We start from the raw sequence: 25,182 nt of genomic DNA on the forward strand, positions 1-25,182 counted from the left end.
CTCACAGGCGGCACAGGTACGGCCTGCTCAGCGCGACGTACCCGGCCGATCCGGCGAGAAGCCGGCACCGCGCCGCCGGTCACCGCACTCCAGGAGGACACCCATGAGCACGAAGACCACCGGCACCTGCACCTTCACCGGCTGGGACGAGCAGCCCGTCGCCGGTGCGGACGGCGGCCCCCGCATCGCGCACGCCGCTGTCACCAACGACTACGCCGGCGGGATCGAGGCGGCGGGCACCTCGTGCGAGTACACCATCGCGTACACGACTGGGACGACGGGCGGGTACGTCGGCTACGAGTTCATCGAGGGCGCGGTCCGGGGCCACAAGGGGTCGTTCGTGATCGAGCAGCGCGGTTCGTTCGTCGCCGACGGCATAGAGTGCGTGTTCACCGTACTGCCCGGTTCGGGCACCGGCGAGCTGGCCGGGCTCACCGGGTCCGGCGCGTTCACCGCGCGGCACGGCGAGAAGTCCGCCGCGTACACCTTCGACCACTCGATCGGCGGCTGAGTGGCTCAGCCGATGTCCGGGATCCGCCAGTCGATCGGCTCGTGCCCCTGCGCCGCCACCGCGTCGTTGATCTGCGTGAAGGGGCGGGAGCCGAAGAACTTCTTGGCGGACAGCGGCGAGGGGTGCGCGCCCTTGACGACGACATGCCGCTCCTCGTCGATCAGCGGCAGCTTCTTCTGGGCGTAGTTCCCCCACAGCACGAAGACGGCGGGGTCGGGGCGGTCGGCCACCGCACGGATCACCGCGTCCGTGAACTTCTCCCAGCCCTTGCCCTTGTGGGAGTTGGCCTCACCGGCGCGGACCGTGAGCACCGCGTTCAGGAGCAGGACGCCCTGGCGGGCCCACGGCATCAGATAGCCGTTGTCCGGGACCGGGTGGCCCAGCTCTTCCTTCATCTCCTTGTAGATGTTCCGCAGGGAGGGCGGGGTCTTCACGCCGGGGCGCACGGAGAAGCACAGGCCATGGCCCTGGCCCGCCCCGTGGTAGGGGTCCTGGCCGAGGATCAGGACCTTCACCTGGTCGTACGGCGTCGCGTCGAGGGCGGCGAAGACCTCCTCGCGCGGCGGGTAGACGGGGCCCTTCGCCCGCTCCTCCTCGACGAACTCGGTGAGTTCCTTGAAGTAGGGCTTCTGCAGCTCCTCGCCGAGGACTCCGCGCCAGGACGCGGGCAGCATGGCGATGTCGGTCACGTCAACAACCTCCGGTGTGCGGTCACTTCTCACGAGAGAACCTACCGGCGACCACTGACATTCGACGCGGCCCCCGGCCCCGCCCCAAGGGGCCCCGGGCCGGGAGCCGACGAGGGGACCGGCCCCCCTACCAGCTGGTCTTGCGCTGCAGCTCCCACATCATCATGATCGCCGAGGGGTCCAGCGCCCGCTCGCCGCCCGCGATCTCCTCGCTGGACATGATGTACTGCTTGCCCTGCCACAGCGGCAGCAGTCTGACGTCGTCGACGAGGATCTCCTGTGCCCGTTCGAACTCGTCGATGACCGCGCCCCGGTCGGTCTCCCTGCGCTCGCGCGGCAGCAGCTGCTCGGTGATCTCCTTGGACACGTACGGCGTGCTGAGCGCGTTCTTCGGGCCGACGAACGGCGCGATGAAGTTGTCGGCGTCCGGGAAGTCGGGGAACCAGCCGCGTCCGAAGACGGGGTACTCGCCGTTGCCGTAGCCCTCCTGGAACTGTGTCCACGGGCGGCTCTTGAGCGTGACCTTGAAGAGCCCCGAGGCCTCCAGCTGCCGCTTGATCTCGGCGAATTCCCGCTCGGTCACCGATCCGTAGCGGTCGGTGGTGAACCAGAGGGTGAGCGGGACGGGCTCGTTGATGCCGGCGTCGGTGAGGATCTTCTTGGCCTTGGCGACACTGGGGTCCCCGTAGTCGTCGAAGAACCCGGTGGCGTGACCCGTGAGGCCTCGCGGCACCATGGAGTAGAGCGGCTCGACGGTGTCCTTGTAGATCTTGTGGGCGATGGCGCCCCGGTCCAGCACCTGCGCGAAGGCGCGCCGGACGGGCAGCTTCCGCACCCAGGGGTCCTTGGTGTTGAACACCAGGTAGCGGATCTCGGTGCCCGCGCCCTCGACGAGTTCGATCTCCTGTTCGCGCCGGCCCTTGTTCTGCATGGCGACGATGTCCTCGGAGGCCAGGCCTCGGAAGGTGACGTCGATCTGCTTGTCCTTGAGGGCCTCGACCATGTCCGAGGACTTCTTGAAATAGCGGATGGTGACGGCGTCGTTCTTGATGTCGGCCGCACCCTTGTAGTGGCTGTTCTTGACCAGTTCGGCCTTCTCGTTCGGTGCGTAGGCCTCAAGCGCGTACGGTCCGGACCCGGTGATCTCGTTGCCCGTGCGGAGCTTGTCCGCCGGATACTCGTTCGGGTCGACGATCGACATGGCGGGCGTCGACAGCACGAACGGGAACGTCGCGTCCGCCTTCTTGAGGCGGAAGATCACGGTCCGCTCGCCCTTGGTCTCGACCCGGTCGAGCGAGCCGAGCAGCCCCGTGGGACCGCCCTTGACCACGCCCTTCGCCTCGATCTTGCGCATGCGGTCGAAGGAGTACTTGACGGCGGCCGCGTCCAGTTCGTCCCCGTCGGAGAACTTCAGGCCCTCGCGCAGGTCGCAGGTGAAGACGGTGTTGGAGGCGTCGGCGAACTCGCAGGACTCCGCGGCGTCCGGCTCGGGCTCGGTGGCCCCCGACGGGAAGCTGAGCAGCGTCTGGAAGACGTTCCGGTACAGCTCCCAGGAGCTGTCCCAGGCCTTGGCCGGGTCCAGGGTGGTGGGCGCGCTCATGGTGCCCACGGTGATCCGCTGCTCCCCGTCCGGGCCGTCGGAGGACAGTACCCCGCATCCCGCGAGCAGCGAGACGGACGTGAGCGCCGCCATGGGACGCAGACCCCTCATACGCTTCGCAAGGGGAACTTCACTGAACACGCGCACGCTCCTCGATCGGCCATGCCATGGGGTCGGCAGACAATATCGCAGTGCCCCGCCGGGCCAACTGCTGGCGCCGACAGGGCACTTGATGCGTGCGTACGTCACTTTCGCGGCGTACCCGAAGGTGTGGGGCCTTCGTCAGCCGACGCCCGCATTGAGGAAGATGCCGCCATCGACCACGAGTGTCTGGCCGGTGATCCAGTCGGACTGGCCGGAGGTCAGGAAGGCGGCGGCGCCCCCGATGTCCTCGGGCACACCGAGCCTGCCGAGCGGATAGGCGGCGGCCGCCTCCGCCTCGCGGCCCTCGTAGAGCGCCTGGGCGAACTTGGTCTTGACGACCGCCGGCGCGATGGAGTTCACGCGCACCTTCGGCGCGAATTCGTGCGCGAGCTGCAGGCTGAGGTTGACCATGGCCGCCTTGCTCATCCCGTACGCCCCGATGAAGGGCGAGGCGGAGACGCCGGCGACGGAGGCGATGTTCACGATGGCGCCGCCGTGCTCGCTCTGCCAGGCCTTCCAGGTCTGCTGGGCGAAGCCCAGGGCCGAGATGACGTTGGTCTCGTAGACCTTGCGGGCCACGTTCAGATCGAGCTCGGCGAGCGGTCCGAACACGGGGTTCGTGCCGGCGTTGTTGATCAGGAAGTCGACGCGGCCGAAGGCCTCCATCATGCGCTCGACCGCGGCCGCCTGGTGCGCCTCGTCGTGGGCCTTGCCCGCGACGCCGATGACCCGGTCGGAGCCGAGCTTCTCGACGGCCTCCTTGAGCGCGTCCTCGTTGCGTCCCGTGATGCAGACGCGGTCGCCCCGGGCGACCAGGGCCTCGGCGATGCCGTAGCCGATGCCGCGGCTCGCGCCCGTGATGAGCGCGGCCTTCCCGCTGTCCTGTCCAGTCATGATCTGAGCCCTCCCGGTCAGTTGAGCGGTCCGCCGGCGACGTACATGACCTGCCCGGAGACGAAGCCCGCGGCGTCGCCCGTGAAGAAGGCGATGGCGTTGGCGATGTCCTCGGGGCGCCCGACGCGCTGCACCGGGATCTGGGTGGCGGCCGCCGCCTGGAACTCCTCGAAGTCCATGCCGACGCGGTCGGCCGTGGTCTTGGTCATCTCGGTGACGATGAAGCCGGGGGCGACGGAGTTGGCGGTGACGCCGAACTTGCCGAGTTCCTTGGCGAGGGTCTTGGTGAAGCCCTGGAGCCCGGCCTTGGCGGCGGCGTAGTTGACCTGGCCGCGGTTGCCGAGCGCGGAGGACGAGGAGAGGTTCACGATCCGGCCGAATCCCGCGTCCACCATGTGCTTCTGGACGGCGCGGGACATCAGGAACGCGCCGCGCAGGTGCACGTTCATGACCGTGTCCCAGTCGCCCGCGCTCATCTTGAACAGGAGGTTGTCGCGCAGCACACCGGCGTTGTTGACGAGGATCGTCGGCGCGCCGAGCTCCGCGGCGATGCGGGCGACGGCGGCCTCGACCTGGGCCTCGTCGGACACGTCGCAGCCGACCGCGAGCGCCTTGCCGCCGGCCGCGGTGATCCGCTCGACGGTGTCCTCGCAGGCGGCCTCGTCAAGGTCGATGACGGCGACGGCGCGGCCTTCGGCCGCCAGCCGTACGGCCGTCGCCGCCCCGATGCCTCGCGCTCCGCCCGTCACGATCGCGACGCGCTGCTCTGTGGTGGACATGCTGGTTCTCCTCGCCCTTGGGATGCGGCTCTACGGGATGCGGCTCTGCGGAACGCGCTCCGGAGTGCGGCTCCATGGAGCGCGGCCCTACGGAACACTGCCCCGCGGAACGCCGCTCCACGTGATCCACTCCACGGTACGCCCGATAGTGAGCGACCGCTTAGTACCTTCAGCTGGACGTGACGCTAGAAGCCCTGGCACCGGGTGTCAACGGCACCGGGCGAGCTGTGACGCGTTACCTCACCAGGAGGTCGAGGAGGCGGTCCACCTCGGCCGCGGGGTCGGCCGTCAGACCGGTGTGCACGGGCCCCGGCTGGACCACCGTGGAGCGCGGCGCGATGAGCCAGCGAAAGCGCCGCCCCGCGTCGTCGCGCTCGGCCTGGCCGGCCGCTTCGCCGCCCTCGCAGATCCGCTCGACGGCGGCGAGCGCCGCCTTGACGCCGCCGACGTCGGCCGCCGGGTCGAGCGCCAGCAGCTTGTTCGCGTCGAGGTGCGTGCGGGCGGCGACGAAGGACTTGGCGCGGCAGTAGAGCACCACGCCCGCGTTGAACTGCTCGCCGCGCTCCACCCGGGGTACGACACGCACCAGCGCGTACTCGAAGACGTCCCGGTCCCTCACTTGGTGGCCCCCTTCGGCCGCGGCTCGCCGAGGGCGATGCGCTGGTGGATGGTCTCGGCGCGCGGCAGCAGGGCCGCCACGTAGGCGCGGCGCACGTCGTCGGGGCCCTTGAAGCCGGGCTCGTCGACCAGCCATACGTCGGGCACCTGCGCGGCGACCTCGGTGAGCAGTTCCTCGGTGACGAGCGGGGCGAGTTCGGCGGCGGCCGAGGCCACGTCGGGCCCGAAGGGGGCGAGGACGTGGTCCGAGGCGTCGTACGGCTTGGCGGCGGCGCTGTGGGCCGTGCGCCAGTTGTGGTGCCAGATCATGCTGGCGCCGTGGTCGATGAGCCACAGGTCACCCCGCCTGACCAGCAGGTTCGGGTTGCGCCAGGACCGGTCGACGTTGTTGATCAGGGCGTCGAACCACAGGACGCGTCCCGCCTCGCCGGGGTCGACGGCGTGGGCGAGCGGGTCGAAGCCGAGCGCGCCCGACAGGAAGTCCATGCCGAGGTTGAGCCCGCCGCTGGACTTGAGGAGTTCCTGCACCTGCTGGTCGGGCTCGCCGAGGCCGATCACCGGGTCCAGCAGGATCTGCGCCAGCCGGGGCACCCGCAGCCCCAAGCGGCGCGCCAGCTCTCCGCAGATCACCTCGGCGACGAGCGTCTTGCGGCCCTGCCCGGCGCCGGTGAACTTCATGACGTACGTCGCGTACGCGCCGTCGGCGTCGGCGGTCTCGACGACGCCGGGCAGCGATCCGCCCTCCCGCAGGGGCGTGACGTAGCGGACCGCGGTGACTTCGGTGAGCATGGCCCCAGGTTACGTCTGCGAAGGGCCTGTTCGATCACCTGCCCCGCTGCCCGCAGCGCCCGCCCTGGACTTCCCGCACACCGCCGCGGCGGGAGTCGGACTTCGCGAGAGATTGCCCGGGCGCGTGAACGCGGCGCCCGGTGGATCCGTACCCCTGGGCATGACGACTTCCGAAGAAACCGTCCCCGGGCCCGGCCGCCGCACCGTCATGGCCACGATCGGCGCGGCGGGGTTGGCCGCCGCCCTCACCGCGTGCGGCGACGAGGAGAAGGACTCCTCCGAACCGGCGGGCGCCCAGGCGCCGAAAGGCGGCGGCGCCGGGACCGTGCTCGCCAAGACGTCGGAGATCCCCGTGGGCGGCGGCAAGATCTTCAAGGACGAGGGGGTGGTGGTCACCCAGCCCACCAAGGGGCGGTTCAAGGCCTTCTCGCACCTGTGCACCCACAAGAAGTGCCCGGTGTCGAGCGTCGAGGGCGGCACCATCAACTGCCCCTGCCACGGCAGCAAGTTCGACATCGCCGACGGCAGCGTCAAGCAGAACCCGGCGCCGAGCCCGCTGCCCGTGGCCGAGATCTCCGTGGACGGCGACACGATCAAGCTGGCGTAGGCCCGTTGCCGGGCGTGGTGATGCCGTCTTGTTCCTGTCTAGTCCCGCTTCTTGTCCCGGCGCGGCGGACCCTACGGCTTGTGGGTCACCCAGAGCAGTTCGGCCGGCCAGCGGTGTGCCCAGTCCGGTGGATCGGTCTCGTTGTAGCCGTTGGGCGTTCCGCGTTCGGGCCGCGGCTCGATGAGGTCGTCGATGACGAGACCCGCGCCGCGCAGGACCTTGACCCAGTCGCCGTAGGTGAGCTGGAAGCTGGTCGCGCCGTCGCCTTCGGCGATGGTGTCCAGCCCGAAGTAGTCCTGTCGCAGCGTCGTGGTCACGCGGCCGGCGGCCTCGTCGTAGCAGGCCTCGAACCATGGGCTGGCGACGTTGAACACCAGCCGCCCGCCTGGGCCGAGCACGCGTGCCGCCTGCGGGACGGCCAGGCGCGGGGGCGCCCAGCTGAGCCCACCGAAGTCGCAGAACACCAGGTCGAAGCTGCCGTCGGCGAACGGGAGTTGTTCGGCGGCGCCTTGCACCAGCGGATAGCGGGCCGCTCCCATCGCGCGGGCGGCCGCCGCGAGTTGGGCGTCGGACAGGTCGAGCCCGACCACGTCGGCGCCCTCGGCGGCGAGCGCCCTGGACCACTGGCCGGCGCCACAGCCGAGTTCCAGGACGCGCTTGCCGGCCACGTCGCCGAGGGCGCGCAGGTGGGCGTCAGGAATGGAGTACATGCCCCAGAGCCGGGGTGCGGCGCCGATGCGCGGGTCGTGCTGGTGCTGGTAGGCGCCGCTGATCCGGTTCCACAGCCGCCGGTTGGCGGGGATGCTGTCCACGCGCCGACTCCAGCACCGCGCGCCGACGGCGGTCAACCGATTTAAGCACCGGCCCGCCCTCGCCCCGGTCCGGCCCTGGGTCGCCACGAGACGAGGGGAGGTGTGCGAGCCGGGGATCAGGGTGCCGACGGCGCCGGGGCGGGCGTGTTGCGGTGCCGGACGAAGATCGCTGTGGGGATCGCGAGGACGAGAAGGACGCTGCCGCCGACCAGTAGTCCCAGGTGGACGGCGTCGGTGAAGGCGCGCGCCACGGCGTCGCTGACGGTGTGGGCCAGTGGGGGCGGCAGCGAGGTGGCGCTGCCGCCGTGGACGGCGCCGTCGGCTATCCGGGCGGCGTCCTGGGCCGGGACGCCCGAGGTGATCAGCCGGTCTTCCAGGTAGCCGGGGAATCTGGTGGTGACGATGGTCCCGAGGACGCTGGGGCCCAGTACGGAGCCGATCTGGCGGAACATGTTGACGGTCGCGCTGGCCATGCCGGCCTGCGTTCGCGGCACGCTGTTGACGGCCGCCGCCGTCGAGGGGGCGGTCAGCAGTGCCGAGCCGACGCCTGCGAGCAGCAGGCCGGGCCACAGTGCGTGGTAGCCGGTGAAGGGCCCGACGGCCAGCAGGGCCAGCGCGCCGCCGCCCAGCATGACGAGGCCCGCGGTCAGCATGACGGTGACGCCCGTCTTCCGCACGAGGCGGACGGCGAGCGCGCTCACGACGATGTAGGTGGCGAACATGGCCAGCAGCCGGACGCCCGTGGCGAGCGCGGAGAGTTGCTGGACCCGCTCCATGTACAGGACGGCGAGCAGGGACGTGCCGACGAAGCCGAACATCGAGGCCGCCGCCACGCCCATCACCGCCGTGTAGGGGGCGTTGCGGAACAGACGCAGGTCCAGCATCGGGTCGTGGTGGCGTGTCTCGACGACGACGAAGAGGACGAGGGAGACGGCGAAGACGCCGTACATGGTGAGGATGCGGCCGGAAGCGTAGCCGGAGGAGCCGCCCTCGATGATGGCGTAGGTCGCGGACGCGATCATGACGGTGCCCGTCAGCACGCCGGCGAGGTCCAGGCGCCGGGTCGGGTGCTTCGTCTCGGTGACCATGAACGGGGTCAGGAGCACCGTGAGCGCGCCGATCACGACGTCGATCAGGTACACGGCGTGCCAGGTGAAGCCGTCGAGCAGCAGTCCGGCGCCGAGCGGGCCCACCGCGAGGCCGAGGCCGGAGCAGCTGGCCCAGGCGCCGATCGCCTTGGTCCGCTGCTGCGCGTCGGTGAAGGAGTGGCTGACGATCGACAGGCTGGCGGGGAGGACCGCCGCGCCGCCGATGCCCATGATCGCCTGCGCGGTGATCAGCAGTGCCGCGCTGTCGGCGGCGTACGCCAGCAGGCTGCCCGCGGTGAGCACCACCGCTCCGCCGAGGAAGACCGCGCGGCGTCCGACCAGGTCGGCCAGGGTGCCGGCGAACATCACCAGGGAGGCGACGACCAGGGAGTAGGCGCTGGTCACCCAGACCAGCGTGCTCGCGGTCGGGTGGAGGTCCTGCTGGATGGCGCCGAGTGCGCCGATGGTGGAGGAGACGTTGACGAACGCCATCATCACGCCGAGGCAGACGGTGAAGACGCCACGCCAGGGGTGGGCGGGTGTCGCGGCGGTGGGGGCGGCGGGAGGGAGCGCGGTGCTCGCACCGGATAGCTGGCTGCTGTTTTGCATAGCCAGGAAAGTAGCAGCCTGACTTCTTAAAAAGCTAGCCAGGTTAGAATGTGTTCATGGAACGCGCTGACCTGCACGACGAAGACATGGTGTTCACGCGCACCGGCGAGTTCGCCGACCGCGACGCCTTCACGGCGGCCGGCTGGTGCGCCATGGAACGGGCCCTGGAAGTGGTCGGCACACGCTCGGCGATGATGCTGGTCAGGGAGGCGTTCTACGGCGGGCGCCGCTTCGACGACCTGGTCCGGCGCACCGGGCTCGCGGAGACGGCGGCCGCCAAGCGCCTGCGGCAGCTGGTGGCCGACGGCCTGATGGAACGGCGCCCCTACCGGGAGCCGGGCGCGCGCACGCGGCACGAGTACGTGCTGACCGAGCGGGGCCGCTCCCTGTTCCCGCTGTTCGTCGCGTTGATGAACTGGGGAAGCGCGGACGGCGGGCGGAGCGGGGTCGAACTCGCGCACGCCGGATGCGGTGAGACGCTCCTCCCGGCCGTGCGGTGCGCGGCGGGCCATGACGTGGGCATCGAGGAGACCGAGGTGCGGCTCAGGCCGGGCCGTTCTTGAGCCGCCGCCGTCACTTCCAGACGTCGAGGATCTCCCGCGTGGTGGTGATGGTGGCGACCAGGGCGAGGGTGTTGCGGACCATCGCGGGGACGTAGTCGGCGGGCACTCCCGCGATGGCGTCGGCGGGGACGACGGCGGTGTAGCCGAGGTTCACGGCGTCGAACACGGCGTTCGGTATCGCGACGTTGGCCGAGACCCCGGTGACCAGGAGGGTGCGGCGGCCGAGGTTGCGCAGCAACGCGTCCACGTCGGTGCCCGCGAGGGGCGAGAGGCCGTGCAGTCGGCGTACGACGAGGTCCTCGTCGGCGACCTCGATCGGCGGTGCCACGCGTATCGCCGACGTGCCTTGGAGCTGGCGCACCGGGAGCCGTTCGGCGGCGCGGAAGAGCCGGGCGTTGCGGCCGGCCCCGCGTCCGTCGGGCCGTCGTTCGGCGACCGCGTGCAGGACCTGTACGCCCCTGCGGTGGGCGCCCGCCACGAGGCGCGCCACGTTGTCGAGGGCGCCGGACGAGCGCGCCTGCTCGGCGAGTTCGGGCAGCGCGCTCTCCGGGCCGACGACGCCCCGCTGGCACTCGACGGTGAGCAGCGCCGTGGTGGCGGGGTCGAGGATCTCCTTGAGCTGCTCGTACGACGGCATGGTTCCCCCTGTCGCGTCCGTACGGGGTGTCCGGCGCCCGGCGGGCGGTCGGCTCCGAAGTGCGCGCGAGGCTAACGGCCATTGCGTCACGAAGGAAGAGCCGCCATCCTTGCCTGACGCTCGGTCAGTCGGTGGGCGGTACACGCCAGTCGGGAGGACGCATGGCCGCCGTACAGCGCCGGGGGCGCAGGATCATGATGACGGCGGAGGAGATCGACGCGTTCCTCTCCTCGGAGCGCACTTGCCGGGTGGCGACGGTCTCCGCCGAGGGCGCCCCGCATGTCAGCGCGCTCTGGTTCGCCTGGGACGGCACGTCGCTGTGGCTGTACTCGATCACGCGCAGCAGGCGTTGGGCCGATCTGCGCCGGGATCGGCGGGTGGCCGTGGTGGTCGACACGGGTGAGGAGTACGGCGAGCTGCGCGGCGTCGAGCTGTCGGGAACCGTGGAGTTCGTCGGGGAAGCGCCGCGTACGGGCGAGCCGTGCCCGGAACTCGACGCCCCCGAGCGGTTGTTCGCCCGCAAGCTGTTCGGCGTGGACGAGATGCCGCACGACGGCCGCCACGCCTGGATCCGGCTGACGCCGGACGCGATCACGTCCTGGGACTTCCGGAAACTGGCCTCTTTGTAGGCGCGCGGGGGGTTGCGCGACGCCTGCCCTAGGTTGGCGCGTCCGGGCCTGCTCGAACGCCTGCCCAAGCCTCGCCCAGTCCCCGTACAGGCCCCCACCGCAGGCCCCGCCCGGACGGGCCCGCACGAGATCCCGCTCCCGGCGCCCCTGCGCCCCGCGTCCACGCGCCCCCGCACCCCGCAGTGGCCCCGCCCCCACTCCCCCACGGCCGCCTACCGCAGCCCCGCGCCCGCTGCCCGTAGAGCCTCCGCCGCCGCTCTGATGGACGGGCGCCGGTCCGCGTCCGCCCGCCAGACCACGTACACGTGACGCCGCACCCGGTGCCGCACCGGGACCGCGCGCACGCCGGTCGGCATCGGGTCGCGGCCCAGCCGGGGGGCCACGCAGACGCCGAGGCCCGCCGCGACCAGCGCGAGCTGGGTGTGGTGCTCGACGGCGCGGTGGGCGATCCGTGGCTCGACGCCCTTGCCGCGCAGCGTGAACAGCAGCCACTCGTCGCAGAACTCGCCCTCCGCCCAGGTGATCCACTCGTCGTCCGCGAACTCCTCCAGGTCGACCTCCGAGCGGTCCGCGAGCGGATGCGCGGCCGGCATCGCGATGTCGGCGGGGTCGTCGAGGAGGGGCGTCTTGACCAGGCCGTCCGGGATCGGCAGCGGCTTGTTGTACCAGTCCAGGACCACCGCCATGTCGATGTCGCCGCGCACCACGGCCGACACGGCGGGCACCGGCTCCAGCTCGCGGCAGCCGATCCGCAGCCCGGGGTGATCGGCCCGCAGCGCCGAGAGCGCGGCGGGCAGCAGACCACGCATGGCCGTGGGGAACGCGGAGATCCGCAGCTCACCGACCGCCTTGCCGCGCTGCTCCTCCAGGTCGGCCTGGGCCAGGGCGACCTGGGAGAGGATGCGCGCCGCGTGCTCGGCGAGCAGGCGCCCCGCGTCGGTCAGGCGCACGCCCCGACCGTTCTTGGCGAGGAGCTGCTGGCCCACCTCCCGCTCCAGCTTCGTCATCTGCTGGGACACCGCGGACGTGGTGACGTGCAGGCCCGCGGCGGCGCCGCTCACGGAGCCGTGCCGGGCGAGGGCGTCGAGCGTACGCAGGCGCTCCAGGTTCAACATGTAAGCGATGCTACGCGATACTCCGCATGAAATATCGCTTGTGCTAAGAGATCATCGAGGCGCATCGTGGTCCGCATGAGCACACCCCCCACCCCTTCGATCGCCCCCTCCGCCGGGCCGGGGCAGCAGCACCCGGGATCCGTCGACGCACCCGCCGTCAAGCGCTCGGGTCCGGTCGGCGCCCCCACCGCGAAGCCGCCCGTGCCGCCCGCTCTCGACTGGCGGATCCGCTTCGGGCTCCTCTCGCTGATCTGGGGCTTCAGCTTCCTGCTGATCAAGGTGGGCACGGAGGCGTACGCGCCTTTCCAGGTCACCCTGGGGAGGCTCGTGTTCGGCACGCTGGTGGTCGCGGCGGTACTCGTGGTCAAGCGGCAGCGGCTGCCGCGCGGGACGCGGACCTGGCTGCATCTGGCGGTGGCCGCCCTGCTGCTCAACGCGCTGCCGTTCTCCCTGTTCGCGTACGCGGAGCTGACGATCCCCTCCACGCTCGCCGGGATCTGCAACGCCACGTCGCCGCTGTGGGGCATGGCCCTCTCGCTCGTCGCGCTCTCCGAGGACCGCCCGACGCGGCGTCGCGTCGCGGGTCTCGGGCTCGGCTTCTTCGGCGTGCTGACGGTGCTGGGCGTCTGGCAGGGCTTCAGCGGTGTCGACCTCGCGGGCACGGCGATGGCGCTGCTCGCCTCGCTGAGCTATCCGATCGGCTGGATCTACGTCCGCCGCACCCTGGCCGGCTCGGGCCACTCGAACTTCTCCCTGACCGGGGCCCAGATGCTGCTCGCGACGGCCGAACTGGCCGTGGTGACCCCGCTGTTCACTTCCGTGCCGACCAGCTTCCCGGTGGCGCCGATGCTGGCGGTCATGGCACTGGGCGCGCTCGGCACCGGGCTCGCCTTCCTGCTCCAGTACTCGCTGGTGGACGACGTCGGCCCGACCACCGCGCAGATGGTCACCTACTTCGTGCCCGTCATCGCGACCGCCGCGGGCGTCGCCGTGCTCGGCGAGTCGCTCAGCTGGTCGACGCCGGTCGGCGCGGTGATCGTACTGGCGGGCGCGGCGCTCACCCAGTCCCGGCCGCGCGCGGCGAGGGGCGCCCGGGACGCCGGGGCACGCTCACCCCGGCCGTGATGCGGGGAGGCGGCCACCCCCGTCACTCGTAGCGTCGTGGCGACGCGGGCCCGACCGCCGAGGCCACCGCGTCGGCCACCCGCTCGACGTCCTCGTCGGCGAGCGCCGCGACGGTGATCCGCACCCCGGGCGGCGCGCTCAGCCGGAAGCGCGCCCCCGGGGCGACCGCCCAGCCGGCGTGCAGCAGGCGGGCCACCGCCCCGGTCTCGTCGGGAACCGGCACCCATACGTTCATGCCGCTGCGCCCGTTCGCCGGCACCCCCCGCTCGGCGAGCGCGGCGATCAGCGCGTCGCGCCGGCGCCCGTAGGACGCCGCCACCACGCCGGGGTCGACCGCGCCGTCGGCCCACAGCCGCACCACGGCGCGCTGGAGCAGCCGGCTCACCCAGCCGGGACCGAGCCGCTGGCGCCCCTGCACCCGGTCGACGGTGACGGGGTCGCCGGTGAGCACGGCGAGCCGCAGATCGGGCCCGTACGCCTTGGCGGTCGAACGCACCAGCACCCAGCTGCGGGTCGCCCCGGCGAGCGGATGCAGCGGCAGGTCGACGATGCCGTGGCCGTGGTCGTCCTCGATGAGCAGCACCTCCTTGTGCGCGGCGAGCACCTCGCGCAGGGCACGCGCGCGTGCCGCGGTCACGGCGGCGCCGGTGGGGTTCTGCGCGCGGTCCGTGACGATGACCGCGCGGGCCCCGCCGGACAGGGCGCGTTCCACGTCGGCGGGCAGCGGCCCCTCGTCGTCCACCCCGACCGCGAGCGCCCGCAGCCCGAGGGCCGAGACCAGGTCGAGGAGGCTTCCCCAGCCCGGGTCCTCCACGGCCACGGCGTCGCCGGGCTTGAGGTGGGCGGCGAGCACCCTCTCGATGGCGTCGAGCGAGCCGGAGGTGACGGCGACGGGTCCGGCCGGGACGCCGTCCGCGTCGAAGGCCACGCGCGCGTGCCGTTCGAGTTCCGGATCGACGGCCTCCTCCCCGTAGAGGACCGCCCGCTCGTCGCCCTGCGCGGCGGCCGCGGCGAACGCCCCGGCGAGCGCGGGCAGCAGCCGGCGGTCCGGGTTCCCCTGGGACACATCCCGCACCCCGGGCGGTGCTTCCACCCGGATCAGCTCGCGCGCGGTCGTGGCGGGCTTCGGCCGTACGCGGCTGCCGCGCCGCCCCGCCGTCTCGATGACCCCGCGCTCACGCAGCGTGCGATAGGCGGCCGCGACGGTATTGGGATTCACCCCGAGCCGGGCCGCCAACTCCCGCATGGGCGGCAGCGGTTGCCCCGGCTCCAGACCGCCGTCCCCCACGGCCCGCTCCACGCTGGCCGCGATATCCGCTGCGCGCCGGCCTTCGATCCGATAGTCTCCTAGCACAAAGATGAGTATGCACTAGTGCAATAGCCAAGGCAATATGACGTGACGGCGCACCCACGGCTGCTCAGCACACACGCGTCAGTAAACGGATCAGTACAGGGAGAACCATGCAGACGACGCCGACCACCTCCGACGCCGCCTCGCCGGACGGCGCCGCCTACACACCGACCGACCGCACGGTCCCGACCCGCTCGCGGGAGCGCGCCTCGTACGACCGTGAGACGGTGCACGCGATACTCGACGAGGCCTACGTCTGCCACCTCGGCTTCGTGCGCGAGGGCTCCCCTGTCGTGCTGCCGACGCTCTACGGACGCGTCGGTGAACGCCTGTACGTGCACGGTTCGACGGGCTCCCGGCCGCTGCGCATGGCGGGCGAGACCCAGGAGGGCCAGGAGGACCCGGGCCTCCCGGTGTGTCTGACCGTCACCCATGTCGACGGCCTGGTCCTGGCCCGCTCCGCCTTCCACCACTCGATCAACTACCGTTCCGTCGTGGTCCACGGCATCGCCCACCAGGTCACGGACCCCGAGGAGAAGCGGACCGCCCTGGACGCGCTCGTGAACCACGTCGTGCCGGGCCGCGCCGCCGACTCCCGCCCCGCCAACGCCAAGGAGCTGGCGGCGACCGCCGTGCTCCGCCTCGACCTGGACGCGGTCTCGGCGAAGGCCCGCACCGGCGGCCCGCACGACGAGCCGGAGGACCTGGACCTCCCCCACTGGGCAGGCGTGCTCCCCCTGCAAAGGGGGCACGGCAGCCCGATCCCCTCCGTCGATCTCGCGCCGGGCGTCGGCGTCCCCGATTACCTCGTCGACCTCTGATGCTGATCCACCCCTGGGACGCCGCCCGCACCGACACAGAGTGGCAGGAGTGGCTCGCCGCCCACGACTTCGGCCAGCTCGCCGTCAACGGCCTGCCCGGCGAGCCGCCGCACGTGCAGCCCCTGCACTTCGCCTACGAGGCCGGACACGACGGGCGCGGCAGGGTGCTGACCCACCTGGCCCGGCCGAACCCGCTGTGGCACGCCCTGGAGGCCGACCCGCAGGTGCTCCTGAGCGTGGTCGACGACTACGTGTTCGTGCCGGGTCCCTGGCAGGCCGCACCGGACGGCCCGGCCGAGCACGGCGTGCCCACCAGCTTCTACGCCGCCGTCCAACTGCGCTGCACGGCCCGCGTCGTCGATGACCCCGAGGAGACGGCGGACATCCTGAACCGCCAGGTCCGGCACTTCCAGCCGGACGGCGGCTCCGCGCGCGCCGCTGTGGGCGAGGCCCCCTTCGGCCGCATGCTCTCGGGCATCCGCGCGCTGTGCCTGGAGGTGACGGACGTACGGGCCAAGTTCAAGTACGCGAACCACCGGTCGGAGGAGGTGCGGGAGCGCATCGCCGCCGGGCTCGCCGAGCGGAACGGCCCGGGCGACGCGGCAGCCCTCGCGCACCACCTGCGCCGCCGCGACGGCTGAACGCCGGTGGCGGGGCGGACCAGCGACTTCACGCCTCGCCCCGCCACCGCCCCGCCCACGCACCGGCCACTCCGGGACACGGGCACTATCCGCCGCCCCCCGCCCCGGCCTCCCCGCCCCTACACCGGCGTCACTTCCCGCCGCGCCGTCACCTCGCGCCGGACCGCGATCGCGCCCCGCGTCTCCGCGACCGCGAGCCCGGTCACCGCGGCCAGCATCAGCACTGTGCCGACGACCGTCGTCGCCGTCAGTTCCTCGCCGAGCAGCGCGACCGCGATGACGGCGGCGCCGACCGGCTCCAGGAGGGTGATCACGGAGACGGTCGCGGACCGCACGACGGCGGCCCCGGCGAAGTACAGCGTGTACGCGATCGCGGTGGGCACGGCGGCGATGTACAGCAGGCAGCCGGCCACACGCGCGAGGTCGGCGGTGTGCGGCACCAGCCCTTCGGCGCCCGCGAGCGGCAGCAGGCAGAGCGCGACGACGGCGAACGACCAGACCGTGGTGTCGGCCGCGTCGGTGCCGCCGTCGCGGCCCCACCACCGGGTGACCAGCGTCATCGCCGCGTAGGCGGCAGCGGATACCAGCCCCCAGGCCACCCCCGCCGGACGCACCGTCGCGCCGCCGGCGTCACCGCCTCCGAGGACGAGCACCACGAGCCCGGCGAGGGCGCCCACGACGGCGACGGCTCCCCCGGCGCCCAGCCGCTCCCCCAGCGTGAGCCGCGCGCCCAGGGCGATGAGGACGGGCCCGGCGCCCATGGTGACGACGGTGCCGACGGCGAGGCCGGTCGTGTCGACAGCCGCGAAGTAGGCCGTCTGGAACACCGTGAGGGCCACGCCGGTCACGACGATCCGCCGGACCCGCCGGCCGAACGGCACCGGGTTCAGGGCCCGGCCCGTCGCCCCGTAGGGCCTGGTCCGGCGCGGCCGCGCCAGGCGCGCGGCGAGCAGCAGGACGAACCCGCCCGCGCACCGCCAGAAGGAGAGGCCGACCGGCCCCATGTCACTGGACCGGAAGACCAGCGCGGCGGCGGCACCGGCGGTGCCCCAGGCGGTCCCGGCGATGATCAGATAGAGGAGGCCTCGCCCGACGGGCAGGCCGAGTACGGCATTCGACACGTATGTTCTCCGCAGCAGAGAAGGATGGGTTGGCTCCGTCTGCGGGCAGCACCGTTCCGCCCGGCCAGCGGCCCGGGCGATTCCGTGGGCACCCCGCGCTAGGCGGCGGGGGGCGGAAGAACGCGTACTCGTGAATGCATGATCAGCACACTAGGTCGCGCTGCCGCTGCGCGACAACCGCGTTTCGGGATCCGGCACCGCACCCTGCGCGCCGGAGCCGCCGGCCTCAACGACCACGTCAGCCTCAGCGGCCTGAGCGGCCCCGGCCACCCCGGACTCCTTCGCGGGTGCCGACGACTGCGCGATGAACGCCCCCGCGAGGACGACGGCGCCCCCGACGATCTGCGGCGCCGAGAGGTGCTCGCCGAGGACCACCCAGGCGAGGGCGGTCGCGATGACGGCCTCCAGGCAGGCCACGACGCCCGCCACCTGCGGCGAGAGCCTGCGTACGGACAGCACCCCGGTGACGTACGCGACGACGGTCGCGACCAGCACGATCCAGCCCAGCAGCAGCCACGCGGGAACGGTCGAGCCGTCCAGGTCCGCGCCGCCCGCGAGTACGGACCAGTCCATTCGCCAGGGGCGCGCGACGGCGGTCAGCACCACGGTGCCGACGAGCAGGCCGTACGCGATGACGCCGAGGGGGTCCGGCGCGTCGGCGCCCGCGTCGCTGCCCTGGTCGGACAGGACGAAGTAGCCGACCTGGCAGCAAGCGGCGCCGAGGGCGAGCAGCAGTCCGACGGCGTCGAAGCTCAGGCCCGACCACACCTCCACGACGCACGCCAGGCCCGCGACCGCGAGGACGACGCCGAGGGCGGCGGCACGGGTCACGGGCCGGCGCTGCACGAAGCGCACCCAGCCGAGGACCAGCGCGGGCGCGAGGTACTCGACAAGGAGCGCGACGCCGACGGGGATGCGGGATATGGAGGCGAAGTAGCAGGCCTGGACGCCCGCCACGGCGAGCAGTCCGAACCCGGCGAGCAGCGCGGGCCTGCGCGGTGGCAGCCGGCGGTGCCGCCAGGCCACGGGCAGCATGACCAGGGCGGCGCCCGCCACCCGCAGCCAGACCACATGCAGGGGATCGAGACCCGCTTCGATCAGCGGCTTCGCCGCGACGCCGGAGCCTCCGAAGGCCATCGCCGACACCAGGGCGAGCCCCAGCCCGAGCCCTCGGCCCTGACTGCCCTTGGTCGCGTTTGAGATTCCCTTTGACGCCTGCACCGGCACATCATGACAGGCGGTGTCACGAGCGTCATCCGCCTTGACCCCTGTCTCAATCGGCGGACGCCGTGACTCCGTTCAGCGCGGTGTCGCCTCTCCGACCTGCGGCGTCGCGCGCCCCGTGCCGTGGCCGCCCGCGAATCCGTGGCCTCCGGACGCGTACTGCCGGCAGCCGGCCTCGACGCGGAGCAGCAGGACCTCGACGTCGACCCCGGCGCGCCCCAGTACCTCGACCGCCCGGCACTCCGGGTCGGCGGTGAGCCCGGCGAGCAGGTCCATGCCGAGGGCGTGCGGGTCGCCGCGCACGTCGGCGCGCTCCAGGGCCGCGTCCATCGCGGACAGGGCGGCGGGCGACCAGCCGGTGTCCTTCGCGTGCTCCTCGGCGGGCGTCACCACGGGCACGGCGCCCGAGTCCTCGACGGTGCCCTGCCACTGGAGGCCGTAGCCGATGCTGCGCTGCACGAGGTAGCCGAGGAGGCGGACCACGTGCGCGCCGTTCTCGAAGACGGCGCGCACCTCGGGGTCGGTCTCCAGGAGGGAGTGCAGCAAGTGGGCGGTGTCGATCTGCCGGTCCCCGTCGCGCAGCGCCCGGCGGCGCGCCCCGGCCACCACGGAGGCCAGCTCCGGGCTGAGTCTGGAGTCGGGTTCTGCTCGGGTCGGGCCGGATTCGGCGCCGGAAGGAATACGGCTGTGCACCTCTCCACCTCATCAACCCGCTCTGGCATATGCATCGGCGGCGGGAAGCATCTTCGTGTCCGACACAGGTTGGGCAGACATGGGTCGGTTGTCCTCCTTACGGATGAGATCCACTCGGCCGCCCCCGGTGCGGCGCGCCGACTCGCCCGCCGCCCGGAGGGCAACCCCGGGCGGGCGTCAGCGGTCACACATGCATGGAGAGCAGGTTCTGGATGGTCGCTCTGCCTGCGGTCGACGGCAGGCAGTACGTCTATCGGGTCTACGCACCCGACGACGCGCTGCCCGCCGACCTGTTCTGGGACGCCTGGCACTGCCACGAGGAGAGCACACTGCCGAGGGCGTCGGACCTGTTCGACGCGGCGGTCATACGGCATGTGGGGTAGCGGGGGCGTGAGGTGACCGGGGGCCGGTCCGCGCACCCGTGCCGCTGACGCACGGGGAGTTCTATCCCCGCGCGGTGCCGACGACGACGGTCGCGTACAGCTCCTCGTCCTCGACGACCCGCGCCGCCAGCCCGGCCCGTTCGACGGCGGCGACGGCGGCGGGCACCTGCCCCTCGCTCGTCTCGAACAGCAGGTGGCCGCCGGCCGCCAGCCACTGCGGCGCCCCCTCGGTCACCCGGCGCAGTACGTCGAGCCCGTCGCTGCCGCCGTCGAGCGCCACCCGCGCCTCGTGGACGCGGGCCTCGGCGGGCAGCAGGCCGACTTCACCGGTGGGGACGTAGGGGACGTTGGCGAGCAGTACGTCGACCCGCCCGCGGAGGGCGGCGGGCAGCGGTGCGTAGAGGTCGCCTTCGTAGACCACGCCGTTGGCGCGGGCGACATTGCGGCGAGCGCAACGGACGGCCGCCGGGTCGATGTCGGCGGCGTGCAGTTCGACCCGGTCGAGGTGCGCGGCGAGGGCGGCACCAAGGGCACCCGATCCGCAGCACAGGTCGACGACGACGGCTTCGCGCCCGGCGAGCGTGGTGGCCTGGGCGACCAGGAACTCGGTACGGCGGCGCGGCACGAAGACACCCGGGTCGACGGCGATCCGCAGACCGCGGAACTCCGCCCAGCCGAGGACGTGTTCCAGCGGCAGCCCGCCCGCCCGGCGCTCCACCATGGCGGAGACCTCCTCCGGGGTGCGGGCGGTGGAGAGGATCAACTCGGCCTCGTCCTCGGCGAAGACGCAGCCCGCGGCGCGCAGAGCGGCGACCACGGAAGGGCGCTGCACTAGGAGCGACGAGGACCGAGAAGCGACGAAAGCCGACTCGGACGGAGACGACTCGTAGGGAGACGAACCTGAAAGAGACGAACCGAAGGGAGACGAACCGAACGCGGAGAAAGAAGAAACCGACATGTGAAGAAAACCTTCCGGGATCCCGATGGGGCTCCCTCGGATCACCTATGCCGGGTGAACCGCGCGGTCGCGAGAAGGGAGCGCCCGACCTGCTACTGCGGTAATGGGTCTCACCTCCACAACACGTCGCCTGCGTCCGTCACAGGGCACCAGAACAGTACCCCACCCCGCACCGCGCCCCACGAGAGACACGAAGGCCGGGACGACCGGGCGGGCCAGTCCTGACGGCCCATCAGTATTGAATGTTCAAGCCCCCGGGGTTACGTTCCGCGACACCTCAGCTGCGGCTGTCGCAGCGCCCGACGCCAAGGGGTGTCCACATGGCCGAAGTCAGCGCAGAAGCACGGATGGAGGCGCCCGTCGAGAGGGTCTGGGCCCAGCTCACCGACTTCTCTTCATACGGCGCATGGAACGTCACCCACACCAACTTCCCCAAGGGCGCACCGGCCACGCTGGAGGAGGGCGGCACCTTCACGGAGAACATGAAGCTGATGGGTTTCCCCGCCGAGGTCGAATGGACGATCGAGGACCTGGCACCGGCCCGCACCCTGGCCATCGCCGGAAAGGGCCCCATGGGCGTCCACGTCACCACCCGCTACACCCTCACGCCCGACGGCACCGGGACACTGGTCCGCATCGACGGCGAGTTCGTCGGCGCGGCGGTCTCCTTGATGGCGGGCAAACTGAGGGACTCGGCGACGGCCGCGCTCAACGAATCACTGCGCAAACTGAGCGCCTTGGTCTCCTGACCCACGCCCCGAGGACTCCGCGGGAGGCGACGGCTACGGGGATACAGGGGGCGAGGCCCCGCCCCGCGAGACCCTCACCGCCACCCGCACCCCGCATCCCGCTAGTCCTCAATCCTCATCGGCGAGGATCAAGTACAGCTTCTTGCGGGCGTCGTTGATGACGGAGACCGCCTTGTCGCGCTGCTCCTTGCTCCCGGTCTTCCAGACCTGGCCGAACGCTTCCATCAGGCCGAAGCCGGCCTGCCTGATCTCGTTCAGGGTGTCCCAGTCGACGCCGCGCCCGGCCTCTTCCCAGGGTGCGTCGGGCCCTTCGTCGGCCGCCGCACGCCCGGCCTCGGTGAGCGAGAAGAGCTTCTTGCCGCCCTCACTCGCGCTGACGATCAGACCCTCGTCCTCCAGGAGCTGAAGCGTCGGGTACACCGAACCGGGACTGGGCTTCCACGCCCCGCCGCTGCGCTCGGCGATCTCCTGGATCATCTCGTAGCCGTGCATGGGGCGGTCCCGCAGCAGGGCCAGGATCGACGCGCGCACATCCCCGCGCCGCGCCCTGCCCCGCGGACCGCCCCGCCCACCGCGACCACCCCAGGGTCCGCCGGGCCCCCCGAAGCCGGGCCCGAACGGCCCGAACGCCCCACGCCGCCCCTCGAACCCGTCGAATCCCCCACTCCCGAAGCCCTCTCGCCCCTGACCCCCACCGGGCCCACCACGACGACCATGCCGGTGTCCGTGCTCATGCCCATGCTCAAAACCATGCGAACGCACAGCGATCACTCCTCTTCCCACGTCTAGTTCCATCGCACCACTATCGCGATGCGTCAACGATATATCGGAACACTTGCGCCGACAAGCCCTTGCTCGCTGCCCGCTGCAGATCTGCGACAGTGGACCCGCCCCGACGTCGCCCCCACGGAGGAGTCCGATGCCAGAGGTGGCCGTGCGCTTGGCAGATACCGCTGACCGCCCCTTGGTGCAGCGGCTATGGCTGATGTTCCGCCACGACATGTCGGAGTTCGACGAGGCCCTTCCCGATGCCGACGGGACGTTCTACGCCGAGCGGCCCCATGTCGTGCTCACCGACCCCGACTGGGCGGCGTACCTCTTGACACTTGACGCACGCCCAGCGGGTCTTGCCTTCGTCCGGGGCCTGACCGGCCCGAAGCGCGTGCTGAACAGCTTCTTCGTCGTTCGCGGGGCCCGCAGGGCGGGGATCGGCCTGAGCGCTGTGCGGCAGGTGACGGCCAGACACCCGGGCCCTTGGGAGATCGCCTTTCAGGACGCCAACGCAGGAGCAGTCCACTTCTGGCGACGCGTCGCCAGGGAGGTCGCTGGTGACGCGTGGACGGAGGAGCGCAGGCGAGTGAGCCACCGACCGGACCTGCCGCCCGACGTCTGGATCTCGTTCGACCAGAGCTGAGGCCCGCCCCACAAAGTCCGAGCGGCACGGTCGCGGCTGGGAAGCTGATTCGAGTGAGGGGCACCTTTGGGCCAGTTCGAGGTGAGCGCTGACGAGTCCGGTTTAAGTTGGGATGTCGCGAGGGCTGGCGCACCCCATGCTTCCGACCTTTACCCTCTGATCGAATCCGGTATTCACGGTCCCCAGAAATCCTCTCCCTTAACGTACACGCCGGAACAGTGAAGATCATTTGTTTCTTCGGGCGCTCGCACTTGGCTTGAATCACCCCCGGGTGCCCACATTGGCGGAAATTTGCCCCGCACGGCACCGAGCCGGCCCGTGACCGTGCCCCACTGGGTTCACCTGCCCCAACAGCTCGCCATAGCCGCCCACAAAGGTATGCAGAACGCTAATTTCGCCTCCGCCACGAGATGGCGATTTCCTTTCGTCGGGGGAGGTGACGTGTCTCGCGCCCTGTTCCTGCGGATGTTTACCCTCCGCAGTTCGGAGCACTTCGTTCGGGCAGCACGTGCGGATGCTGTCGAAATGCTGGGAGCAGGAGGCCATGGGGTATACCAGCAATTATCAGTCGAAGGTGTTCGCGGAGGGTGGCAGCTCTTTTCCATTCACCATGGATGGGTGGGAACGAGCAGCCCGGTCGGCTCTACCGCGCCGGGATTTCGACTACTTCGCGGGGGGCGCCGGCCGCGAGGTGACCCTGGCCGCGAACAGGGAAGCGTTCGACCGGTGGGGTCTCATCTACAAGGTGCTGCGCGAGGAAGGAGACGCCGACCCGGCCCGCGTTGTCATGGGGACCCCGATGAGCATGCCCGTCATGCTTGCCCCGGCGGGTGTTGCCGGCCTGGCACACCCTGAGGCCGAACAGGCTGCGGCGCGCGCCGCGGCCGAAGCGGGCGTGGTCCACGTGCTGTCGGCGACGACGTCCACGTCGCTGGAGCAGGTGGCGCGGGCGGCGCCGGAGGGCCGTCGCTGGTTCCAATTCGCCTGGCCCGATGACGAACTGTTGGCCCGGTCGCTGGTCACGCGTGCCGAGAACGCGGGCTACAGCGCGATCATGGTCATGGGCGACTGCTACGTGGCGGGCTGGCGTCCCCGCGAACTCGCCTCCGGGTTCTCCCCGTTCCTCGTCGCCCACGGCCTCGGCAACTACCTGTCGGACCCCCGCTTTCGGGAATTGGCCGAACTGGATGCCGACGTGGAGCCGCGGCAGGAACCGACTGCAGCGACGCAGGCCGCTGCGGAAACATGGAACCGCATCTTCACCAGGCCCACCTTCCGCCCCCAGGATCTGGAACGCCTGCGTTCCTGGACCGCACTGCCGATCATCGTCAAGGGCGTCTGCGCGCCCGCGGAAGCCGCCCAGCTGTACCAAGCGGGAGCCGATGCTCTCGTGGTGTCCAACCACGGCGGCAGGCAGCTCGACAACGGCGTGGCCGCCCTGGACTGCCTGCCTCCCGTCATTACCGCAGTCGACGGCCGCATTCCCGTGCTGTTCGACTCCGGTATCCGCTCGGGCACCGACGTCCTGATCGCCCTCGCGCTGGGCGCCGAAGCCGTCCTTGTCGGCAGGGCGTGGCTCTACGCGCTGGCCGTCGGCGGACAGGCCGGCGTCGAGCATCTCTTGCACTGCCTGAAGGCCGAGTTCACCAGCGCGCTCGCTCTCACCGGCCACCACCGCTGCGACACCTTGTCGCCGCGGGATCTCACCCCCGTCATCCCACCGCACAGGAAAGGAACGCCATGAGTACCCGACCGGCACACACGGACCTCCCCTACAGTCACGCCGGTGACGAGGACCAGGCCCGCTTGGAAGCCCTGAGCGAGGCCCTCGACCCGATCACCATCTCCGTTCTGGAAGCTCTTCCGGACACCGGGGACGCGGCCTGCCTGGAGCTGGGCGCCGGAAACGGCACCATCGCCCGCTGGATGGCCGACCACTTGCCCTCCGCGCAGGTCACCGCGACCGAGCTGGACCTGCGTCACTTGGAGGCCGAAGGCCGCAAGAACCTCGACTTCGTCCGCCACGACGTGACCCAGGACCAGTTCCCCGAGGTGGCCTTCGGCCTCATCCACGCCCGCTGGCTGCTGCACCACCTGCCGGTCCGCGAACGTGTCCTGCCCGAGATCACCAAGTGGCTGGCCCCGGGCGGCCACCTGGTCCTTGAGGAGCCGGCTCTCTTCCCCCTGCAGGCCGCCCAGGACGAGCCCTACCGCCGTGTCTCCCTCGGCGCTCTCACCGTGCTCGCGCAGCGCGTCGGCACCGACTGCGGCACGCCCTCCCTCAACCTGGCCCGCAAGCTGGCCGAACTCGGCTTGAGCGACGTCACGATGCGCGTCACCTGCCCCACCGTCGCAGGCAACACTCCGGCAGGCCGGTTCTGGCGACTCACCCTCCAACACCTCGCCGACGACATCGCGCAGCTGCCCGACATCCATCGCGACGACGTCACCACAGTCATCCACCGGCTCTCCCAGCCCGGGTTCCTCGAGCTCGGCATGGCCACGATCACAGTGACAGGAACGAAACCGCGAACCTGACACCGTCAATGCCCCTGCCGGGGGTACCAGTGCTGTGCTTGAGTGCCCCGGCGAGACACCTCTTCAGGTGGGAGGCGGCG

The 25,182-nt window shown here is 71.5% G+C and carries 28 protein-coding genes; 12 read left to right on the plus strand and 16 right to left on the minus strand.

Annotated elements, in window-relative coordinates; translation table 11 throughout:
• The first annotated feature begins 103 nt into the window (after nucleotides 1–103).
• The gene (locus tag ACZ516_RS14900) at nucleotides 104–511 is read left to right on the plus strand and encodes a DUF3224 domain-containing protein (RefSeq protein ID WP_361087183.1); all 408 of its coding nucleotides are present in this window, start codon (nucleotides 104–106) and stop codon (nucleotides 509–511) included.
• A 5-nt stretch (nucleotides 512–516) separates the two neighbouring features.
• On the opposite strand, the gene ACZ516_RS14905 is transcribed toward ACZ516_RS14900, so the two are convergent.
• The 6 genes from ACZ516_RS14905 to ACZ516_RS14930 form a co-directional block, all read right to left on the minus strand.
• Nucleotides 517–1,200 carry a uracil-DNA glycosylase gene (locus ACZ516_RS14905; protein WP_358580645.1) on the minus strand — a complete coding sequence of 228 codons (684 nt, stop codon included), beginning with the start codon at nucleotides 1,198–1,200 and terminating at the stop codon, nucleotides 517–519.
• Nucleotides 1,201–1,327: 127 nt separating this feature from the next.
• Nucleotides 1,328–2,893, minus strand: coding sequence for an ABC transporter substrate-binding protein (locus ACZ516_RS14910; protein ID WP_469010401.1), 1,566 nt, complete (start codon nucleotides 2,891–2,893; stop codon nucleotides 1,328–1,330).
• 189 nt (nucleotides 2,894–3,082) lie between these two features.
• Nucleotides 3,083–3,838 (minus strand): SDR family oxidoreductase, encoded by a 756-nt coding sequence (locus tag ACZ516_RS14915; RefSeq protein WP_358580640.1) that lies wholly within the window; start codon nucleotides 3,836–3,838, stop codon nucleotides 3,083–3,085.
• 17 nt (nucleotides 3,839–3,855) lie between these two features.
• Nucleotides 3,856–4,617, minus strand: coding sequence for a 3-oxoacyl-ACP reductase FabG (fabG, locus tag ACZ516_RS14920; protein WP_358580638.1), 762 nt, complete (start codon nucleotides 4,615–4,617; stop codon nucleotides 3,856–3,858).
• Between the two features lie 235 nt (nucleotides 4,618–4,852).
• On the minus strand, nucleotides 4,853–5,236 hold the full coding sequence (locus ACZ516_RS14925; RefSeq protein ID WP_358912875.1) for a DUF3037 domain-containing protein: 384 nt from the start codon (nucleotides 5,234–5,236) through the stop codon (nucleotides 4,853–4,855).
• Nucleotides 5,233–6,024, minus strand: coding sequence for a HipA family kinase (locus tag ACZ516_RS14930; protein ID WP_361087191.1), 792 nt, complete (start codon nucleotides 6,022–6,024; stop codon nucleotides 5,233–5,235). Before ACZ516_RS14930 ends, ACZ516_RS14925 begins: the two co-directional genes overlap by 4 nt.
• Nucleotides 6,025–6,184: 160 nt before the next feature.
• Here ACZ516_RS14930 and ACZ516_RS14935 point away from each other — a divergent pair, with 160 nt between their 5' ends.
• Complete coding sequence (locus ACZ516_RS14935; protein WP_469010403.1) at nucleotides 6,185–6,631, plus strand: Rieske (2Fe-2S) protein; 447 nt, start codon at nucleotides 6,185–6,187, stop codon at nucleotides 6,629–6,631.
• A 71-nt stretch (nucleotides 6,632–6,702) separates the two neighbouring features.
• Here ACZ516_RS14935 and ACZ516_RS14940 read toward each other — a convergent pair whose 3' ends face one another.
• Nucleotides 6,703–7,443 carry a class I SAM-dependent methyltransferase gene (locus tag ACZ516_RS14940; RefSeq protein WP_361087197.1) on the minus strand — a complete coding sequence of 247 codons (741 nt, stop codon included), beginning with the start codon at nucleotides 7,441–7,443 and terminating at the stop codon, nucleotides 6,703–6,705.
• Nucleotides 7,444–7,559: 116 nt separating this feature from the next.
• Nucleotides 7,560–9,140 carry an MFS transporter gene (locus ACZ516_RS14945; protein WP_469010405.1) on the minus strand — a complete coding sequence of 527 codons (1,581 nt, stop codon included), beginning with the start codon at nucleotides 9,138–9,140 and terminating at the stop codon, nucleotides 7,560–7,562.
• Nucleotides 9,141–9,196: 56 nt separating this feature from the next.
• On the opposite strand from ACZ516_RS14945, the gene ACZ516_RS14950 reads away from it, so the two are divergent.
• Nucleotides 9,197–9,703: a winged helix-turn-helix transcriptional regulator gene (locus tag ACZ516_RS14950; RefSeq protein WP_361087203.1), complete on the plus strand. Its 507-nt coding sequence runs from the start codon at nucleotides 9,197–9,199 to the stop codon at nucleotides 9,701–9,703.
• Nucleotides 9,704–9,713: 10 nt separating this feature from the next.
• Here the strand turns inward: ACZ516_RS14950 and ACZ516_RS14955 are convergent, their stop codons facing one another.
• Nucleotides 9,714–10,340 carry a cysteine hydrolase family protein gene (locus tag ACZ516_RS14955; protein ID WP_469010407.1) on the minus strand — a complete coding sequence of 209 codons (627 nt, stop codon included), beginning with the start codon at nucleotides 10,338–10,340 and terminating at the stop codon, nucleotides 9,714–9,716.
• 161 nt (nucleotides 10,341–10,501) lie between these two features.
• Here ACZ516_RS14955 and ACZ516_RS14960 point away from each other — a divergent pair, with 161 nt between their 5' ends.
• A complete protein-coding gene (locus ACZ516_RS14960) occupies nucleotides 10,502–10,969 on the plus strand; it encodes a pyridoxamine 5'-phosphate oxidase family protein (protein ID WP_358580617.1) in 468 nt (155 codons plus the stop codon).
• Nucleotides 10,970–11,181: 212 nt separating this feature from the next.
• Here ACZ516_RS14960 and ACZ516_RS14965 read toward each other — a convergent pair whose 3' ends face one another.
• Nucleotides 11,182–12,084: a LysR family transcriptional regulator gene (locus tag ACZ516_RS14965; protein WP_358580615.1), complete on the minus strand. Its 903-nt coding sequence runs from the start codon at nucleotides 12,082–12,084 to the stop codon at nucleotides 11,182–11,184.
• 75 nt (nucleotides 12,085–12,159) lie between these two features.
• On the opposite strand from ACZ516_RS14965, the gene ACZ516_RS14970 reads away from it, so the two are divergent.
• A complete protein-coding gene (locus ACZ516_RS14970; protein ID WP_469010409.1) occupies nucleotides 12,160–13,209 on the plus strand; it encodes a DMT family transporter in 1,050 nt (349 codons plus the stop codon).
• 22 nt (nucleotides 13,210–13,231) lie between these two features.
• On the opposite strand, the gene ACZ516_RS14975 is transcribed toward ACZ516_RS14970, so the two are convergent.
• A complete protein-coding gene (locus tag ACZ516_RS14975) occupies nucleotides 13,232–14,563 on the minus strand; it encodes an aminotransferase class I/II-fold pyridoxal phosphate-dependent enzyme (protein WP_469010411.1) in 1,332 nt (443 codons plus the stop codon).
• 107 nt (nucleotides 14,564–14,670) lie between these two features.
• Between ACZ516_RS14975 and ACZ516_RS14980 the strand changes: the two genes are divergently transcribed.
• Both ACZ516_RS14980 and ACZ516_RS14985 read left to right on the plus strand, forming a co-directional pair.
• On the plus strand, nucleotides 14,671–15,381 hold the full coding sequence (locus ACZ516_RS14980) for a pyridoxamine 5'-phosphate oxidase family protein (RefSeq protein WP_361087218.1): 711 nt from the start codon (nucleotides 14,671–14,673) through the stop codon (nucleotides 15,379–15,381).
• Nucleotides 15,381–16,022, plus strand: coding sequence for an FMN-binding negative transcriptional regulator (locus tag ACZ516_RS14985; protein ID WP_469010412.1), 642 nt, complete (start codon nucleotides 15,381–15,383; stop codon nucleotides 16,020–16,022). The genes ACZ516_RS14980 and ACZ516_RS14985 overlap by 1 nt, the downstream gene beginning before the upstream one ends.
• Before the next feature lie 119 nt (nucleotides 16,023–16,141).
• On the opposite strand, the gene ACZ516_RS14990 is transcribed toward ACZ516_RS14985, so the two are convergent.
• From ACZ516_RS14990 to ACZ516_RS15000, 3 genes are all read right to left on the minus strand, one after another.
• The gene (locus ACZ516_RS14990; protein WP_469010414.1) at nucleotides 16,142–17,143 is read right to left on the minus strand and encodes a DMT family transporter; all 1,002 of its coding nucleotides are present in this window, start codon (nucleotides 17,141–17,143) and stop codon (nucleotides 16,142–16,144) included.
• 150 nt (nucleotides 17,144–17,293) lie between these two features.
• The gene (locus ACZ516_RS14995) at nucleotides 17,294–18,280 is read right to left on the minus strand and encodes an EamA family transporter (RefSeq protein WP_361087292.1); all 987 of its coding nucleotides are present in this window, start codon (nucleotides 18,278–18,280) and stop codon (nucleotides 17,294–17,296) included.
• Between the two features lie 162 nt (nucleotides 18,281–18,442).
• The gene (locus tag ACZ516_RS15000; RefSeq protein ID WP_469010416.1) at nucleotides 18,443–19,060 is read right to left on the minus strand and encodes a peptidase; all 618 of its coding nucleotides are present in this window, start codon (nucleotides 19,058–19,060) and stop codon (nucleotides 18,443–18,445) included.
• A gap of 194 nt (nucleotides 19,061–19,254) precedes the next feature.
• On the opposite strand from ACZ516_RS15000, the gene ACZ516_RS15005 reads away from it, so the two are divergent.
• Nucleotides 19,255–19,443, plus strand: a complete 189-nt coding sequence (locus tag ACZ516_RS15005; RefSeq protein ID WP_358580599.1) for a hypothetical protein — start codon at nucleotides 19,255–19,257, stop codon at nucleotides 19,441–19,443.
• Between the two features lie 61 nt (nucleotides 19,444–19,504).
• On the opposite strand, the gene ACZ516_RS15010 is transcribed toward ACZ516_RS15005, so the two are convergent.
• Nucleotides 19,505–20,275, minus strand: coding sequence for a putative protein N(5)-glutamine methyltransferase (locus ACZ516_RS15010; protein ID WP_469010418.1), 771 nt, complete (start codon nucleotides 20,273–20,275; stop codon nucleotides 19,505–19,507).
• A 446-nt stretch (nucleotides 20,276–20,721) separates the two neighbouring features.
• Between ACZ516_RS15010 and ACZ516_RS15015 the strand changes: the two genes are divergently transcribed.
• Nucleotides 20,722–21,150, plus strand: coding sequence for a type II toxin-antitoxin system Rv0910 family toxin (locus tag ACZ516_RS15015; protein ID WP_469010419.1), 429 nt, complete (start codon nucleotides 20,722–20,724; stop codon nucleotides 21,148–21,150).
• A gap of 108 nt (nucleotides 21,151–21,258) precedes the next feature.
• Here the strand turns inward: ACZ516_RS15015 and ACZ516_RS15020 are convergent, their stop codons facing one another.
• The gene (locus tag ACZ516_RS15020; RefSeq protein ID WP_469010420.1) at nucleotides 21,259–21,912 is read right to left on the minus strand and encodes a PadR family transcriptional regulator; all 654 of its coding nucleotides are present in this window, start codon (nucleotides 21,910–21,912) and stop codon (nucleotides 21,259–21,261) included.
• 157 nt (nucleotides 21,913–22,069) lie between these two features.
• Between ACZ516_RS15020 and ACZ516_RS15025 the strand changes: the two genes are divergently transcribed.
• The 3 genes from ACZ516_RS15025 to ACZ516_RS15035 all read left to right on the plus strand — a co-directional run bounded on the left by ACZ516_RS15025 (nucleotide 22,070) and on the right by ACZ516_RS15035 (nucleotide 25,102).
• Complete coding sequence (locus ACZ516_RS15025) at nucleotides 22,070–22,564, plus strand: GNAT family N-acetyltransferase (protein ID WP_469010422.1); 495 nt, start codon at nucleotides 22,070–22,072, stop codon at nucleotides 22,562–22,564.
• 544 nt (nucleotides 22,565–23,108) lie between these two features.
• Nucleotides 23,109–24,308: an alpha-hydroxy-acid oxidizing protein gene (locus ACZ516_RS15030; protein WP_469010423.1), complete on the plus strand. Its 1,200-nt coding sequence runs from the start codon at nucleotides 23,109–23,111 to the stop codon at nucleotides 24,306–24,308.
• Nucleotides 24,305–25,102 (plus strand): class I SAM-dependent methyltransferase, encoded by a 798-nt coding sequence (locus tag ACZ516_RS15035; protein WP_469010424.1) that lies wholly within the window; start codon nucleotides 24,305–24,307, stop codon nucleotides 25,100–25,102. Before ACZ516_RS15030 ends, ACZ516_RS15035 begins: the two co-directional genes overlap by 4 nt.
• Nucleotides 25,103–25,182: the final 80 nt, after the last annotated feature.

Source organism: Streptomyces sp. NPDC034037, from assembly GCF_055575715.1.